Raw genomic sequence first — 16190 nt, forward strand, 5'->3', positions numbered from 1 at the left:
GTTCATTCTTAGATTCAGCAACGCCCATTATCTATTTACCCCTACAAATATCCCGCCGGATTCACCGGGTTGCCGTTCTGTCGCACCTCAAAGTGCAGGTGCGGGCCAGTGGAGAGGCCGGTGGAGCCAACAGCGGCGATCGCCTGACCCTGCTGCACCGACTGACCTTCGCTGACAAACAGACGGCTAGAGTGGGCGTAGAGGGTGCTGAGCCCGCCGCCGTGATCAATGATCACCGCCTGGCCGTAGCCCCCATACCAACCCGAAAAAATCACCCGGCCCGAGTCGGCAGCGCGAATGGTGCTGCCGTAGCTAGCGGCAAAGTCTACCCCACCGTGGAAGCGGCTGTAGCCCAAAATGGGATGCACCCGGTTGCCAAACCCGCTCGAAATATTGGCGTTGGCGGGGAAGACAAACCGCCCGGTGCCGCGAATCGCTCCGGTGCTGGCAGCAATCTTTTGGCGAATCAAGCCAGCAATCTGTTCTGAGTCGCGGGCGAGCTGGGTCTCAGCGGCTTCTAGGGCACCACGACGATCCCTCAGGCGAGAGATCAGCTGCTTTTCTTCGCTGGCTTCGGCCTCGTACTGCTGCTTTTGGGAGAGCAGCTGCTGGCGTAGGAGCGCGACTTGGTTGCGCTTTTCTTCGACGGCGGCCTTTTGCTGTTTAATGGCTTCGGCTTGGGCTTTGAGGTCGGCTAGCACCTGGCGATCGGAAGCGTAAACCCGCTTAAGCTGGTACTGGCGGTCTAAAAACTCATTAAAATTCTGGCTTTGCAGCAGCACAGCCCAGCCTTCGCTGCCCTGCTGCCGCTGCAAATATTGGAGTCGGGCCACAGTGCCGGTCCGCACGTTTTCGTAGTCGGCTTCGGCCTTAGCGAGTTTGGCCTCAAAGTCTTTCAGCTCTTTCTCGGCCTGGTTGAGGCGAAACTCGGTTTCGCCAATTTGGTTGGCTGTGTAGACAATGCTGTTCTCCAGGCTCTCAAGGGTAGATTCTGAGGTGGCCTGGCGATTTTGCAGCTCGGTTTGCTGTTGCTGAAGCTCGTTGCGCTGCTGCTCAAGGGTTTTTTGCTTGTTTTGCAGGTCTTGAATAGACTGAGCGACCAGCTCAGGCGGCGCGGCCTGGGCGTTAGGAACCGTCGTGAGCGCCAGCCAGCTAACCAACACCAGGGCTAAGACCAGGCTCAGCCACCGTCCCCAGGTCACGGTGCTAGGTCGCCGGGTCGGTGCAGAAGAAAACGGATGAGTTCGCAGCATGGTCACAGGCAGTACCTGGAGTGGGAATCTGGAGTTTAGCCTTTAAAGGTGAGCGCGATCGCAACTGCCCCAAAGCCAAAAATAGCTGCACCGGCCAGCCGATTTAACCACTTAAGCCGGGAGGGTGTCAGCTTTTGGCTAAAAAGCGTTACACCCCAGCTGAGGCACAGCCACCATAGAGCAGACCCCAAAAACACACCCATAATCAAGGTCAGCGAGGCTCCCCACGATTGACTGGTGCTCACTAGGCCCAGCCCAGCAAAAATCGCAATGAATGAAAGAATAGTGGCCGGGTTCGTCAACGTCAACACTAAAGTAGAAGCATAGGCCTCCCACAGCCCTCGACTAGAGACTTTAGCGGCTTCGGTAGCGGGGTCGGCCCGCAGCGTTGTAAAGCCCAAATAACAGAGAAACACGCCTCCGATGAGCTGCATAGCTTGGGTGTGTCTAACCAATAGATTGGCTACGGCAGTCAGGCCAAACCCAGCAATGCTGCCATAGATGCCATCGGCGGTGGCGGCCCCTAGCCCCGTCACCAGCCCCATGAGCTGGCCTTGAGTGAGCGACCTGCGAATGCAGAGCAACCCAATGGGGCCAACGGGGACTGCGATCGCCAGCCCCAGCCCCATGCCCTTCAGCAATGTCCAACCTTCCATAGCCCCTCCTTTAGGACTCGCTCAAATGCTCTAGCGATGGCACCTGGGTCTCTTTCACGGTAGAAAGCACGATCAGGGTGCGGGTTTTGACTACGCCTGCGATCGCCTTGAGCCCTTCAGTAATCAATTCCTCCAAGGCGCGGGTGTGGCAGCAGCGCACTTTCAGCAGGTAGTCGTCGTCGCCAGTCACGTGGTGGCATTCCAAAATTTCGGCTGTGGCTTGCACCTGGGCCAAAAAGCCCTCGCGGTGGTGAGGTTGGTCGAGCGTCACGGCAATAAATGCAGTCAAATTTAACCCCAGGGCTTCGGCATCGAGCTGGGCGCTGTAGCCCGTGATTATGCCTCGCTCTTCGAGGCGTTTGACGCGATCGGCTGTCGCCGGGGCAGACAACCCTAGCTGGCCCGCCAGCTCAGCCCAGGTCATGCGTCCTCGTTGGCAAAGGAGAGACAGAGTTTTGATGTCAAGGTTGTCTAGTTCCATGGCCTTATTTTAGTAGGCAAAGTTTAGATTTAAGGTTCTAATAAACTCCTAAGGGCTAAGCTTTCCACGATTCCATAACATAACTTTTGGTTTCGGGATGATAAGGCCCTATGCCTTTCGGTAGAGAAAATATGGCACCTTAGGGATGGCGCTTACTTTGTTGGGAGATAGAGATGGTTTCTAGCATTCGCGGGTTCTTGCAGCCCATTGCCGACTTCTTTGCTGGGTTTGGCACCCCCGGGCCGATTGTGCACTGGGGCCACCCAGCCATGATGGGCATTGTGATTTTTGTGATGGGCAGCTTTACTGCCTACATGGGCTGGAAGGGCCGCATCGGGGATGACGATGCGGAAAAAAAAGCCGAAAACCGTCACACCCACAAGCGCCTGGCCCTGTGGATGTTTACCTTTATTAGCCTGGGTTATACCGGCGGGGTGCTGTCGCTGGTCATGCAAGAAAAAGACATTTTCCAAAGCCCCCATTTTTGGACGGGCAGTTTGGTGATCGCGCTACTAGCAATCAATGGGGCAATCTCGATCACCAAGTTTGGTGGCGGCAAAGACTCTCTGCGCACCGCCCACGCCTACCTAGGCAGTTTTGCCCTGGCGGTGATGTTTGTCCATGCCTTTTTGGGTCTACGCCTGGGCATGTCAATTTAGCCAAACTCATAGTTGACCAATTTCACTCAAAAGCCGCAAAGGAACCTTTCCCTTGCGGCTTTTTGCTCCTTCACGGCTAGGCCGTGGCGAAGTAGCATGGCTCTAATATGACATTGAGATTTCGTTGGAGCCAACACAGCATCACGCTTTCAACGCCTATCTTTGCATTGAATACTCTTAGTACAAAAGGAATTACACCTTAGCAGGCTATCTTCTAAATCGGAGTTTCTCTAGTAGTTCAACTTTCACTTAAACTACTGATCTTCTGTGCTTCATCAATCGCTACGGCGACTAACCCCAATAACGAGCCTCAATAATGGAGATCTAAGAAATACTGCGGCTACATTAGCATCCCTAATCAGCCGACGATGACGCCGGGTGTTGGAGGGCGATCGCTATCAAAAGCAGGCACTCCAGGGGTGCGATCCACTATGATCCGGCTAACTTTCCAAATCTAAACCTGACCATCGATCGAGCTTTCTCGGCTGGACGGCAACTCCCGACAGCTATCAAGCGCTATATTACTTCTTGCCCTTCTGCCTCGGGCCGAAGTGAGCCGTCATCATTCTCTCCATGGCCTCAGAATTAACCGGATCAGGGCTAGGGCGCAGAGCCTCAGTGCTAGAGGTAACTTGACGACTTTTCTGCCCGTTCTCCTGATTGGAGAGAATTGGTTTAACAGCCGTAAGTTGATCAGCAAAGCTATTACAAGCCTTTTGAGATTGGTCTTTCTCCCGTTGATATGAAGCCAAGCGTTCTCGGACTCTTCGGATCTGTGTATTGAGAGCTTTATTTTCTCTCTTTAGAGCTTCTATCTCTCGTTCTAGTTTTACAACCCTTTGTTCAGCTTCGCTAAACGTTTCCTGTACCTTTTTCATGTGCAGCAAGTCCAGCTCAGCCTTATTCTCTGCCTCACGCCGTTGCTCAATTTTTGGGTCTCAGCTCTGAATAAAGCTCTTTCAACCCCCTCCAGCCTTTCTCGCAAGAGCTGTTTTATTGTGCTCTTGGATTGTTTGCAACTACTGCTTGTATTTACAGTAGAGTTCCAAAAGTCATCTTTCCGCTTATCTTCATCTTCCATGCAAGAGACGTAACCCATAGATTTCTCCGCGACCTGCAAGATTCGGTAAAAAATATTAATCCAACATAAGTCACAATGTACGGTTGCGGAAGTCTGCTGCGCAGTGTTCCGAGTTTCATCTCACAGGTTGACGGTTATTTATGCTAGTTCATGACCTGAACAATCAGGCTCTACTTATTGAAGTATTTGCTCGATGTCGGCAGCCTCCCGCGATGAGCAACACTTTTGCTAAGAAAAAACTCCAGAGTTCTCAGAGAACTCTGGAGTTTGAGGCTTTCTATACCTTCGCTTTTTCCTTCACCAGCTTCTCCCAACCCAGGTCTTTGAGGTTGTTGTTGCGGCGCAGGGGTCGCGTCACCAACTCTAGAATGTCGCGGGTGTTGCCAAAGCCATGGATTTGGGCGAAGGTAAACTCCACCGACCACTTGGTATTAATGCCGCGCGCCTCCAACGGATTTGCGTGGGCCATACCAGTGATTACCAGGTCAGGGTGCAACTCTTGAATGCGCTGAATCTGGTTGTAGTTGTCAGGCTTCTCGGTGATCTTGGGCAGCGGAGTGCCCATTTCATTGCAGGTTTTCTCTAGCAGGGCCAGCTCCGCCGCCTGGTAGCGCTTATCCATATAAGGGATGCCGATTTCCTGCACCGTCATGCCACAGCGGGTAAGAAAGCGAGCCAGGGAGATTTCCAGCAGGTTGTCGCCCATGAAGTAGACCGATTTGCCGCGAATGATTTCGAGGTAGTCTTCTACCGACTCCCAAATTTTGGCTTCGCGCTCCTCCATGCCCTGGGGTTCAATGTTAAACACCGAGCAGATCTTCTCAATCCAGGCGCGGGTGCCGTCGGGGCCAATGGGGAAGGGCGCGCCGATCAACTTGCACTTGCGGCGACGCATCAGCGTGGTGGCTGTGCGCGAGAGGAAGGGGTTGATGCCAGCGACGTAGTAACCTTCGTCAACCACGGGCAGATCAGTGTAGAGCTTGGCGGGTAGCCAACCGTCGACCTTAATGCCTTGCTTCTTCAGCTCCAGGGTCATTTGGGTGACGATGGGGTCAGGCACGGAGCCAAATAGCACCAGGGGTGGGTGGTCGTGGTAGGGGGTGTCTTCAGCGGCGGTGTCGGCGATCGCCTCTTCTTTTTTGCGGCCCAGACCCAGCAGCTTTTGAATGCCGCTGCCCTTCCCCTCTTCCTTCGCTACCGCAGGCTGCTTGGCAGCGGCCTCTTCAACAGTGGGGCAGCGCTGAGCCATGGCGGCCAGTACGGTATCTTCGCCCTGAGTAAAGGCATAGTCGAGGCCGTTGGCGCGAGCCACCACAATGGGAATGCCGATCTCAGCTTCGAGGCGGGGGGCCAGCCCTTCGAGATCCATTTTGATGATCTCGGTGGTGCAGGTGCCAATCCAGACGATCACCGAGGGGTTGCGATCGCGCTTAATGCTCTCACACAGCCGCTTCAGTTCTTCGTAGTCGTTGAGCTGAGCTGAGATATCAGCTTCCTCTAGCTCGGCCATAGCGTAGCGGGGCTCGGCAAAAATCATCACCCCCATGGCATTCTGCAAAAAGTAGCCGCAGGTCTTGGTGCCGATTACGAGGAAGAAGCTGTCTTCAATCTTTTGGTATAGCCACGCCACACAGCTGATCGGGCAAAAAGTGTGGTAATTGCCAGTGTCGCAGTCAAATTCGAGGGCAGAGGGTTGGGGTTGAGCTTGGGCCAGGGTCATCGTCGGGGTATCTCCCTAGTGAAGGACTTATGGCCTGGGTCGATCATCCTCCCTGCCGCCTGCGCCTGAGCAAGCGTCGTCGTCGTGGGCGGGGGAGAGTGGTGGCGGAGCGTCGATGGTTAATGGCTCAGCTGAAGCCAGAGAAACCTCGGTCTGAGCGCTACCGGGCAACATTTTGTGTGCCTTTTCTAGCGCTGCTAGCTCCTTCACCGGGCTGATATCTAAACCCAGGGCCGAAATAATGCGATCGGGGTTGCTGCTTAAATCCACCACCAGGGGTAGCAGGTTGGTCAGGTCAGGCTCTAGGGTGGCCAATGCCCCCAAAATAAAGCCTGACGAGGGCCGACGCTGCCCGTTACTGGTTACCCAAATACCCAATTTGTCGATCCACTCGCGGTTGTCGCGGTAGTAGGTTAACCACTTGATCTTGAGCGATCGCCGCAGTTGTTTGCTGTTCACAGATGCCTCGGGCGGGGTTCGCCAACCTCGTGTTCAGAGATTGATTAAACCAGAAAACCGCTACCGTCTGAGTCTATGAATGGGCTTACATCTCTGGGCTATCGGGCAAGAGCGGCTGCTCGTCGTTGGCCTCAATGGTTTGAGTGTGGTCGGGGTTATCCAACACCATCTCGGGGTCAAAGTTGAGCCCCAGCACCTCCACCAGCGCGTCCTCATCAGGGTTGAGCTTGTAGAAGGGCACCATCAGGTTCGACAGCTTGGGTTCTAGAGCATTCACCACGCCCAACACCAAAAAGGAAGATGGACGGCGCCCGCCATCGGGGGTTCGCACCGAGGTCTGCTGCATTTGCAGCGTCAACCAGGCCCGGTTAGATTGCACGTAGTCCAACCACTTTTGGCGAATGACTTGGGTAAAGTTCTCGAAAAAGGCCATAATCCTGACTTTTTGCTAAATCGCTTATAGGTAGCTGCCGAGTTTGCACAGCCGCGTACCGATGATAATGCAGCGCTTCAAGGTTAGAACTGGTTCGAGGGGGATTTTTGCAGCAAGGGATTAAGTAGAGTAGGCAATGCCTACCGTGCGCTTAAACCATCATCAGATCCATTTCCTCCTTCTCTTGCTTGGGCGCATCCGCAGGGGGATTCAGATAGAAATCAGACAGCAGGCTAAACAGTTCGCGATCGGCGGCATCCTTGGGCACCACGCCTTCGGGACGAGCCAAGATCTGGTCAGCAATGTTCAGGTAGTACTGACAGACCGGATCTAGAGCCGGGTCGGTTTCGGCCATTTCAAACACCGTCTTGCCCTTCACCCGCGAGATGCGAATGTCTTCGATCAGGGGCAAAATCTCTAGCACCGGCATGGGCACATGCTCAATGTACTTATCGATCAGGTCGCGCTTCGAGGTGCGATTGCCGATCAGCCCTGCCAATCGCAGGGGGTGAGTGCGGGCTTTCTCTCTCACCGAGGCGGCAATGCGGTTGGCGGCAAACAGCGCATCAAAACCGTTGTCAGTAACAATCAGGCAGTAGTCAGAATAGTTCAGCGGGGCCGCAAACCCACCGCAAACCACGTCACCCAGCACATCAAAGAGAATTACGTCGTACTCGTCGAAGGCGTTGAGTTCCTTCAGCAGCTTCACGGTTTCGCCCACTACGTAGCCGCCGCAGCCTGCACCAGCGGGAGGACCGCCCGCCTCAACGCAGTGCACGCCGCCGTAGCCCTTATAGATCACATCGTCGGCCCACACGTTTTCGTAGTGGAAGTCTTTTTCTTGCAGGGTGTCGATGATGGTGGGAATCAGAAACCCGGTCAGGGTAAAGGTGCTGTCGTGCTTGGGGTCGCAGCCAATCTGCAAGACTTTGCGGCCCCGCTTGGCCAGGGCTACCGAGATATTGCAGCTGGTGGTGGACTTACCAATGCCCCCTTTCCCGTACACAGAAAGCTTTAATGTCTGGTGATCCATAGGGGAAAATACTCGTCTAGGGCGGATAGAGCCAAACCCAGGTCCAGAGGCCATCTTTTTGGATAGACGTTCTACCCGCTGGACGTGGATCGGCTGTTCAATAAACAGGGTCTACGCAGTTGCCTACGCGGCCCAAGGTGTTTCGGCTGTTTGGATTATGACGATACTGCCCAGTCATTGGGAAGGGGGATCGAGAATAGACAGCCCCACAAAAACAAGTTGAAAGCTGCTGAAATCAACTGAAGAATGCCCTGCCTCTAAAAAGGCTCATTGAAGACCTCAGAAGCACCAAGCTAAACTTTAGGTTCTGATCTTCATTAATACGGAACAATAACAAAAACAGGAATCTTAAATCTTCTAGGGCAATGGGCATTCTGAAACGCCGGTCTGTAGGGAGCTCTGATCGGTAAGAGGTGGTCAAATCTGGGGGATTGCCTGTTTAAGAGCGGGCTTTGGAGGGTGAGGGATGCGATCGCCCCCCAAATAGAGGCTAGTCTTTGGACCCCGCGCTTCCCAAACCGCCGCCGTTGCCAAATCCCAAGCGATCTTTCTATACATTCGTAAACTTTCTAATCCATGCAACGGAATGTAACGGTTGCTGCACAGAAATCGGTGGCGGAGCCTCTCTACGGGGCTTCTTTAGTTGCGCTCTTGGCAAGTGATGTGATCAATAATTTCCTCAACCAAAGCCCTAATCATGGGTGGTTCTGCGGCAACTATCCTTCCATCAGCCTGATGCTTGTGGCACTCAAACCCTAAATCAGGCTTGTGCCTAGCGTTGTCATACCGAAAAATTAGGGTGCCGTCGGACTGTTGGTACTGATAGGCATAGCTAAGCAATTGGTTAGCCATGCCGCCGAGATAAAATATTCGGATGTAAAGCTCAGTGGCATCTACAAATAGCACTTTTGCTTTGAGAACTGCTTGACTACCGGAGCGAAGGTCTGCCGAAATGTCTATGTAGGCTGACAACCCGTAGTCATCAAAGGTTTGCAAGCCTGACGTAAGCTGCGTAACAGCGTAGTCATTCAGCGACATAAGTAAGGCTTTTAAGAAGAGTTAGGTCTTGCAGGAGGTGCTGAAATAGCTGGTACTCTCCTATCCACTCGACATACTCTAGATCTCCACCTTGGAGGTCTTCAGCAGTAAAGCGCTCAGCAAATTCTGAAGACGATACGTTATAAAGCACCTCAAAGTGCTCAAGACGGTGTCGTGCATGGACTATGGACTGCTCAATGCGAGCAACTTCTTTCCTCACAGCTTCGCTGATAGCAGCTATGGCGTGAGGAGCATTAGCAGACCTGAGGATTACTTCTGTCAACAATCCACCGTTCTCTGAATTATTATCCCAAGCAGTAGCAGTGGCAGTAGTGAAGCCAGCTACAGGCGGAGCAGCATTGACCTGCGGCAAATTTGTTGGATTGTCTTTGCTTGACACAGGTAATTCACCTCATCATGCTAGGGCTATTCCCATTATCGCTAAAAGCCCAGCGTTTTCTAGAGAACGCTATTCCTCCATCCTTACTTGCCTAGGAGGATGGAGGCTAGGTCGCCAATGCGCTCAAAGTCGACTTGGGATGCGATCTCCATCACCCGCCGACCATCGACCTGTAACGTAGTTGCCTCAATGGTGCGAAGTACGTCGATCAGCGTCAGCTGGCCAGTGTCAGCCGTCTCTAAAACCGCGTTGCGTAGCAGCTCCCAGCCGGGGCTGTCGTTGTCAGAAAAGGTAACGGTTGTGGCCAGCAGGCGCCAGAGAAGTTGCCCGGCAAAGGTATCTGACATTTCTCGCAGAGTGTCTACTTCCACCAGCACATTCTGGGTCAGCGCCTGACGGGCCTGCTCTTCCTCAATGCGGAGTACGTTGAGCAGCAGCTGTAGGTCGCGGCTAGGAATGCCCGTTTTGGCAAATGATTCTAAATCACTGACAGAAATGGGCGGTGCTTCTAGCGATCCGTAGGTAATTTGAATGTCTTCGGCGGCACTGACCTGGGGTGCGGCTATGGCCAGCCCGGTCAAGGAGGTCGCAACTAGAGCCAGCGCAGTAGCGCTTTGCCCAAGGCGGTGCCCTAACGCCAAGGACAGTGAAGACAGCTGATTGGTGGCCTGCCAGAATTGGTGCATCATGCTTAGCCCACGCCTACTACCAGGATAATTAAAGACGATTAACTCGCTTCCGAGGTTCCCTATTCCGATGTCTACGTCGCTACCCACCATTGGTCTAATTCCTGCTGCGGGGCAAGGCACGCGCATTTCACCCTTGCCGATGAGCAAAGAACTATTTCCGATTGGTTTTCGCATGCTAACGAATCAGGTAGGGCCTCGCCCCAAGGTGGTGTGCCACTATTTGCTGGAAAAAATGCGGCGGGCAGGGGTAGAGCAGGCATTTTTCATTCTGCGGCCCGGTAAGTGGGATATCCCCAACTTTTTGGGTGACGGGGCCGATTTAGGGATGCACCTGAGCTACTTGACGGTGCATGTGCCCTTTGGGGTGCCCTTTAGCCTCAACCAGGCCTACCCCTTTTTGCGTGGGGCGACGGTAGTAATGGGGTTTCCAGATATTCTATTTGAGCCGGGAGATGCTTACCAAGTGCTGCTGGAGTGCCTGCATAGCGGCACAGCAGATGTAGTACTGGGCCTGTTCCCCACCAATCAGCCGGAGAAGGTAGGGGTGGTCGATTTTGACGAGAGCGGGGTAGTGCGGGGCATTTACGAAAAGTCTGGCCTGACTCATTTGCCCTACATGTGGGCGATCGCCGCTTGGCGGCCCAGCTTCTCAGACTTTTTGCACAGGTTCGTGCGCGATCGCCAACAAGCTCTGATCGGCAGCCAAATCCCTCAGCACCTAAGCATCTTGCCGCCCTACACTGAGATTCCCATTGGGGATGTCATGCAGGCGGCATTGGCATCGGGGTTGCGGATAGAGGCACAGCCCTTTGCCCAGGGCACCTATCTAGATATTGGCACTCCAGAAAACTTGGCCAAAGCCATTCAGCAGCATCCGTTCCCGGTGAGCTAGCCACGGCAAAAAGATGCGTTAGCGAAGCTATCCGAAGGAATCGCCGACCTCGCCCTAATCGTCGAAGTCGATATCGTCAGAGCCGAAGTCAGCACCAAAAAAGGAACCCGACACGGTGTGCTCTAGCTCCATGCGCTGCTCCATCTGGCGAAGAAAGTAGCCCGTCATCATGGCGGAGGCTAACAGCCCGGCTAGATTTTCGCGATCGGTGGTGACCTGGACGTTAAACCCGTCCCCTGGCAGCACACCGACCAACCCCTGCACGTTGTGGGCAATAATCTGCTTGATTTCACCGCTGACTGCCTGGGCCACCCGGGTCAACACCTCTGGGGACTGGTGCTGGAGATATTTAAGCAACTCATTGGGGTGGTCGCTATTGGCCGACATGCTAATGAATTCAGTATCTTCAGGGTTAAATACCATGGAATCTCAAAGACCTTTGGTCACAACGTAGGTGACGGCGAGTACCAAATATCGGGGCGATTAGGATCCAATGCAACAAAGGCAACCCCTGGCCTGCCTATACCTACTAATATTCCCGATGATAGCGTAACGAATCATGTAATATTGCGTCGGCTCAGCAGCCTGGGTTTAGGCTGTTTGACCTAAACCCAGGCTGGGAGGCGATTTGGCAGCATAGATGCTGCGGTTTTTTGTCTTTACAATAGTTTGATGGTATCGACGGGAGCAGGGCTATGAGGCTTCCTCGAGCTCGGGCTCAAACTCGGGTTCATCCCCATCGTCAGCATCTGTCTCTGTCACGGGGACGGCTGAACCTTTAGTTCGCAGCTGGGGCAGCGCATCAATTTCAAAATGTTGGTAAAACTTGTCGGTGACTTGCACTAAGGACGATCGCCCTTCGGCCTGGCGGCGCTTGCGCACAAAGCCTTGGGCGACAAGTTCTGGCACGTGCTGATAGACGCCAGAACCGCGTAGCTCGACGAGGTCGGTTTGGCTAATGGGGCCTTTGAGGGCGATCGCCGCCAGTGTCCGCAGCGCCCCCACCCCTAGATCGATAGGAATTAGCAAATCCACTAAAAACCGATAGCGCTCTTTGAGTTGAAGGCAGTAGCCATCGACGGTTTCAACGATTTCTAAGGCCCCGTCGCGGTGGGCATAGTCGTTCATCAGCTCGATCAGCCCTTCTTCGACGTCTTCGCGATCGCAGCGGGCTAGCTCTGCCAGCTTGGCAATGTCGAGGGGTTGTCCTTTGAGGTACAAAATCGCTTCGATGGTGGTGGCCAGACCAGGCATAGATTGTCAGTACCCTGAAACCATCCTCAAGCCTAGCGCCGATTGTGGAAAACGGTTGAATTCTGGCAATTTGGGGAAGGGGTGATACTAGTTTTGGGTTCCAAAAACCATTAAAGGACAGATGATTCTGTAGGGGCAAACGGCGTTTGCCCTGCAAAACGGGGCTTACTGCGCCAGGTTTAGCGCAGCGCACAATCTGGGGTAAAGCCAGATCTGCCACTGGGGCCATTTCGCTGGCCCCAGACCCCCATCGAGAAGGACGTTCCGTCGTCCTTCACCTCACGGAAAGGAGTAACCGATCATCGGTTTAAACCTATGTTTTGCAAAGTGGCCGATCAGGGGCTCAGGGCTCCTAGAAGAACAGGCTTCGTAGGGTGCATTCGCGCAGCAATGCACCATCTAAAGAGCTTATAAAGCAATATGCAGCGGCAAATAAGCTTAATCTAGATTGCGCCCAGTCAGCTCTACGAAAATATCTTCGAGGTTGGAGGGGCGGGTCATCATGCCGGTTTTGTCGGGCTGCTGGTCGAGGTGGGCATTGGCGGCATCTAGGGTAGGAAAGAACTGGTAGTCCCAGCGATCGCCCCATTGAGTCATAACGATGCCTTCACCGTGGCGTTGGCGAAACTGCTCTAAAGTGCCCAGCTCAATCAGCTTGCCTTGGTCGAGAATGCCGATGCGATCGCACAGGTACTCCACCTCTTCCATATAGTGGGTGGTAAGCAGCATGGTCATGCCCTGCTGGTTGAGGCCCCGAATGATTTCCCACAGGCGGCGGCGGGTTTGGGGGTCGAGGCCCACGGTCGGCTCATCGAGAAAGAGAATTTTGGGGTTGTGGAGCAGGGCTCGGGCAATTTGCAGCCGCCGCTTCATGCCGCCACTGAGGGTTTTGACCTTGTCGTTGCGGCGATCGCCCAGTTCTACATAGTCCAGCCAGGTATCGATGGCGGTACGGCGCTGCGCAGCAGGAATATGGTGCATCCGTCCGTGCAGCTCCATGTTTTCCCACACGGTGAGGTCGCCATCAACGCTGGTTTGTTGCAGCACCACGCCAATTTGGCGGCGCACGTCGAGTTGCTGGCGGTTGACGTCATAACCTGCGACGACCACATGGCCGTCACTGGGCCGGGTGAGGGTGGTGGCCATGCGAATGGTAGTTGACTTGCCCGCGCCGTTGGGGCCTAGTAGACCAAAAACTTCTCCGGCTTCAATATTTAGAGAGAGGTCATTAACGACGGATACGCCGTTGTAGACTTTGTGGACGTTTTGCAGACAGACCGCAGCGGACATGGCAAGGGGCAGGCTCCAAAAGCTAAGTCATTGCGATCGGGGCTGAATCTGACCAACGAGTCTTTAACCCAGAACCGCCTGTAACTTATTGTTAATAGTCTTACCGTATCACCCATCTACCGTTGGTTAGCTGTGCGCGCTCGAATTGACCAAGACATTCTCTATCTCCATCAAAAGGATGTGCCAGCCTATAAAAAGTCAGGCTCAGTGGTGCGAAACAGTTATTTTTGGGCGCTGCGATCGATCGCTGATCGTGCAGGGTTTAACCACGATTGGGAGTTTGCCGATGTCGTGTGGCCAGCGCTGGGGCGCATGCTGCTCACCTTCACAGAGTCAGGGTATTTGGGCTATCGAGAGACGGTGCTGGAATTTACCGATGATGTGACCATACCTGACGCCCTACGCCCCGTCGGAACTTGGATCGCAGACGATGAGTACGACGAGGAAGAGCATCTGTAGAACGTTGCTCCTTGGCGGCTAGTCAAAGCCACTGGAGAGAGTATCTAACCCAATTTCTTTAGTCTTCGCCTCAGATAGTTTGTGCCCTGCTGAGCTGTGCAGCACGCCGCTTGAGACCTGGCACCACGGGGCAGCCAACTGAAACTGGTGCTGGACTTGGCCATTAGAATTGCTACCGCAACATCTTCCTGAGAGGAAAAGCTTCCAGAGGTTCCTAAAAATAAGCTGGTGACAAGATTCGAACTTGCGACCGGCTGATTACAAATCAGGTTTCAAGGAGCCAAAGCCTATTCACAGCAAGGGTTTCGAAAAGGCGGCATTAAAACCGCATTATTTTTTATCCATAATATGGCGTAGTCCATGGGGGCGCAGTTGAGATAAGTAGTCTTTTGCCCCTAGAGGTTGTCCAGGTTGTCCCATGTAGGGGTAACGCCTTGATTTGTGAGGTTTTTAGCTCTGGTCACCTGTGCCCAACTTTATCAAGGGTAGGGTCAGGGGTAGTCGAGCCAGGAGGGTAGAACTGCTCAACTTGCTCAACAAGGGGTTCAACAACAGGGCATACCCAAAAAATAAGGGGCTTACCCTGTTGAGCGCCTGCTCAACTTTTGCTCACCTGAGCTCAACACTATATGGAAATGTCATTGAGTGCTTTAGAACCATTAGGACTTGGCCTCTTTATCCCTACATAAGGAATGTAGTCCTGGGTGATCCAAAGAGGTCGTTAGCTCTAAGCCCTTCTAAGCCGCCACTCGCCGCCGTCGATTCGCTTCTCGCTTTAACCCTTCAAGGAGAAGCTGTCGTTGCTCACCTGTTAATCGGGAGAATTCAATCATCCCCTCTTCAGTCAACGGGAGCGGATGCTCCTCAGCCACAAAAATCAATTCAAATAGCTGCATATTGAAGTCCAGAATGGGCTGAATCTTTTCCGGGTGAGGTTGCTGATCGTAAACCTGCTCCTGCATTCGGCGGGAATGTTTCATGGCAACTGCTGCCGCCTCTAAAACAGGCTCTTCAGCCCCACTACTCTTCAAATAGGTTGTGAACATCTTACGCAGTGCTTGGGGAACGACCGGAACCCCGGCTTGTGCCTTAAACGCATTCCGAATTCGTTGGACAAGGGCATTAGCCGTTTGAGGAACCCCGACCGTAGATCCACGAATTGATTTTGTCGTGACAAAGAGAACATTATGTTGGGGGCTGAACAACTGGCGAAAATCAGTGATCCAGAGGTTGAGATAGTGATAAAAGCCCATCCCATTGCCCATGGGCATATCCGGCACTTCCGTCCAGCTTTCGCCGTACCTACAGCCCGTTTTGTAATCCTCTGGACCGCGATAGATGTACCATCTCGGCTGAAGCGTCGAGGATAAGCGTTCGACGGGGGTAAAGATTCCCTCTTGAATGAGCCCCGACCTCAATGTGCGTCCTATCTCCAGTTGTCGTACCGTGCGATTGCGGTCAGGAGGAAGGATAATGAAAAAGCCTACGATCAGGAACGTCTGGAGATAGCGAGCTACCTCGTCACGAGAGCGTGTGGGTTGACCCTGCTTAGGTCCAGTCTTCCGCCGGGACTGCTCATATTTCACTAGCGCGGTATCGAGTTTCTCCCGCAACCGATTGAGAACCTGAATGGTAGTTTCCCAGGGAATACTGCGCGATTCATGGTCAATCACAGGCGGTGCTGTGTTCAGTGCTGCCTGCCGATCTTCCAGAATTTGCCGGAGCCGTCGGATAACCGGAATCCGGTTGAGATCCTCATCTTCAGTCAGACTGAGTCGCTTGATTTCATCGCGATAGACAAATTTAGCCGCCAGGATTAAGGACTGCGTGATCAAAGCCTGGGTGGATAACGAGTTTGCATAGAAGTCGAAGTACCTATTCAGAAGCTCGGCTACCGCTTTAGTGGCCTCCGCACCAGCTTCATCGAGGCGATGGTGTTCCATATGACGCTGCGTGACCGACAGCTTTGAATCGCGAGAAGTTAGCGGTACAAACGGAATCATGCGGGTAAACGATAACCCGTCTACTGATTCCCCTTCAATGTTGTGGCACCAGCCCAATAACCGTAAGAGGTGGCTAGTTCGGTCGTTGTAGGTTTCCGGCCTAAGCCTCAGTTCATAATGACAGTAAGTCTTAAATGCCTCAACTTCAGCCTTGAGAACCGTGGGTATTTGCGCTTCCCTAAGGATGTAGGTAGCCTTACGATGCACACGCTTGTCGGAGAAGACCTGCTGCTCTTGGGTTGTTGAGAGCGCCAGGGCCTGAGTCACCTGCTGTTCCTGGTAGTGTTCTAGACCTGTGTATTGGGACAAAATACGAAGAGTCCCGAACCCGCTCTCCACTCATGGTTCTCGAACCCATTTACTGCCCCACGTGTCACACCCCTGATGTCG

At 53.5% G+C, this 16190-nt stretch carries 18 protein-coding genes; 3 read left to right on the forward strand and 15 right to left on the reverse strand.

Going from position 1 to position 16190, the window contains the following annotated elements:
* Nucleotides 1-41: 41 nt before the first annotated feature.
* Genes H6F57_RS15325 through H6F57_RS15335 form a run of 3 tightly spaced genes read right to left on the reverse strand, consistent with a single transcriptional unit; the run spans nt 42 to nt 2390 of the window.
* A complete protein-coding gene (locus tag H6F57_RS15325) occupies nt 42-1253 on the reverse strand; it encodes a M23 family metallopeptidase (RefSeq protein ID WP_190626047.1) in 1212 nt (403 codons plus the stop codon).
* A 35-nt stretch (nt 1254-1288) separates the two neighbouring features.
* Nucleotides 1289-1909, reverse strand: coding sequence for a LysE family transporter (locus H6F57_RS15330; protein WP_190625843.1), 621 nt, complete (start codon nt 1907-1909; stop codon nt 1289-1291).
* A gap of 10 nt (nt 1910-1919) precedes the next feature.
* Nucleotides 1920-2390, reverse strand: a complete 471-nt coding sequence (locus tag H6F57_RS15335) for an Lrp/AsnC family transcriptional regulator (protein WP_190625842.1) — start codon at nt 2388-2390, stop codon at nt 1920-1922.
* A gap of 173 nt (nt 2391-2563) precedes the next feature.
* Here H6F57_RS15335 and H6F57_RS15340 point away from each other — a divergent pair, with 173 nt between their 5' ends.
* The gene (locus tag H6F57_RS15340; protein WP_190625841.1) at nt 2564-3049 is read left to right on the forward strand and encodes a DUF4079 domain-containing protein; all 486 of its coding nucleotides are present in this window, start codon (nt 2564-2566) and stop codon (nt 3047-3049) included.
* Nucleotides 3050-3570: 521 nt separating this feature from the next.
* Here the strand turns inward: H6F57_RS15340 and H6F57_RS15345 are convergent.
* The 8 genes from H6F57_RS15345 to H6F57_RS15380 form a co-directional block, all read right to left on the reverse strand.
* Complete coding sequence (locus H6F57_RS15345; protein ID WP_190625840.1) at nt 3571-3927, reverse strand: hypothetical protein; 357 nt, start codon at nt 3925-3927, stop codon at nt 3571-3573.
* A gap of 480 nt (nt 3928-4407) precedes the next feature.
* The gene (locus tag H6F57_RS15350) at nt 4408-5850 is read right to left on the reverse strand and encodes a ferredoxin:protochlorophyllide reductase (ATP-dependent) subunit N (RefSeq protein WP_190625839.1); all 1443 of its coding nucleotides are present in this window, start codon (nt 5848-5850) and stop codon (nt 4408-4410) included.
* Between the two features lie 27 nt (nt 5851-5877).
* Nucleotides 5878-6309 (reverse strand): DUF5331 domain-containing protein, encoded by a 432-nt coding sequence (locus H6F57_RS15355; RefSeq protein WP_190625838.1) that lies wholly within the window; start codon nt 6307-6309, stop codon nt 5878-5880.
* An 85-nt stretch (nt 6310-6394) separates the two neighbouring features.
* Nucleotides 6395-6742, reverse strand: coding sequence for a DUF5331 domain-containing protein (locus tag H6F57_RS15360; RefSeq protein WP_190625837.1), 348 nt, complete (start codon nt 6740-6742; stop codon nt 6395-6397).
* Nucleotides 6743-6893: 151 nt separating this feature from the next.
* The gene (gene bchL / locus H6F57_RS15365; protein ID WP_190625836.1) at nt 6894-7775 is read right to left on the reverse strand and encodes a ferredoxin:protochlorophyllide reductase (ATP-dependent) iron-sulfur ATP-binding protein; all 882 of its coding nucleotides are present in this window, start codon (nt 7773-7775) and stop codon (nt 6894-6896) included.
* Between the two features lie 639 nt (nt 7776-8414).
* Nucleotides 8415-8813, reverse strand: a complete 399-nt coding sequence (locus H6F57_RS15370) for a DUF6516 family protein (RefSeq protein ID WP_190625835.1) — start codon at nt 8811-8813, stop codon at nt 8415-8417.
* Complete coding sequence (locus H6F57_RS15375; RefSeq protein WP_190625834.1) at nt 8800-9213, reverse strand: hypothetical protein; 414 nt, start codon at nt 9211-9213, stop codon at nt 8800-8802. The genes H6F57_RS15370 and H6F57_RS15375 overlap by 14 nt, the downstream gene beginning before the upstream one ends.
* An 83-nt stretch (nt 9214-9296) precedes the next feature.
* Nucleotides 9297-9902: an alpha/beta hydrolase gene (locus tag H6F57_RS15380; RefSeq protein WP_190625833.1), complete on the reverse strand. Its 606-nt coding sequence runs from the start codon at nt 9900-9902 to the stop codon at nt 9297-9299.
* Between the two features lie 67 nt (nt 9903-9969).
* On the opposite strand from H6F57_RS15380, the gene H6F57_RS15385 reads away from it, so the two are divergent.
* Nucleotides 9970-10794, forward strand: a complete 825-nt coding sequence (locus tag H6F57_RS15385) for a sugar phosphate nucleotidyltransferase (RefSeq protein WP_190625832.1) — start codon at nt 9970-9972, stop codon at nt 10792-10794.
* Nucleotides 10795-10848: 54 nt separating this feature from the next.
* Here the strand turns inward: H6F57_RS15385 and H6F57_RS15390 are convergent, their stop codons facing one another.
* The 3 genes from H6F57_RS15390 to H6F57_RS15400 all read right to left on the reverse strand — a co-directional run bounded on the left by H6F57_RS15390 (nt 10849) and on the right by H6F57_RS15400 (nt 13338).
* Nucleotides 10849-11217 carry a DUF760 domain-containing protein gene (locus H6F57_RS15390; RefSeq protein ID WP_190625831.1) on the reverse strand — a complete coding sequence of 123 codons (369 nt, stop codon included), beginning with the start codon at nt 11215-11217 and terminating at the stop codon, nt 10849-10851.
* A 270-nt stretch (nt 11218-11487) separates the two neighbouring features.
* Nucleotides 11488-12048 carry an SMC-Scp complex subunit ScpB gene (scpB, locus tag H6F57_RS15395; protein ID WP_190625830.1) on the reverse strand — a complete coding sequence of 187 codons (561 nt, stop codon included), beginning with the start codon at nt 12046-12048 and terminating at the stop codon, nt 11488-11490.
* A 438-nt stretch (nt 12049-12486) separates the two neighbouring features.
* On the reverse strand, nt 12487-13338 hold the full coding sequence (locus H6F57_RS15400; RefSeq protein WP_190625829.1) for an ABC transporter ATP-binding protein: 852 nt from the start codon (nt 13336-13338) through the stop codon (nt 12487-12489).
* Between the two features lie 132 nt (nt 13339-13470).
* On the opposite strand from H6F57_RS15400, the gene H6F57_RS15405 reads away from it, so the two are divergent.
* Nucleotides 13471-13797, forward strand: a complete 327-nt coding sequence (locus tag H6F57_RS15405; RefSeq protein ID WP_190625828.1) for a hypothetical protein — start codon at nt 13471-13473, stop codon at nt 13795-13797.
* A 737-nt stretch (nt 13798-14534) separates the two neighbouring features.
* Here H6F57_RS15405 and H6F57_RS15410 read toward each other — a convergent pair.
* Entirely contained in the window at nt 14535-16067 is a 1533-nt protein-coding gene (locus H6F57_RS15410; RefSeq protein WP_190625827.1) for a hypothetical protein, read from the reverse strand.
* Nucleotides 16068-16190 lie beyond the last annotated feature (123 nt).

The sequence above is a fragment of the Leptolyngbya sp. FACHB-60 genome (genome assembly GCF_014695775.1).
In the GTDB taxonomy this organism is placed as follows: Bacteria; Cyanobacteriota; Cyanobacteriia; order Phormidesmidales; family Phormidesmidaceae; genus Nodosilinea.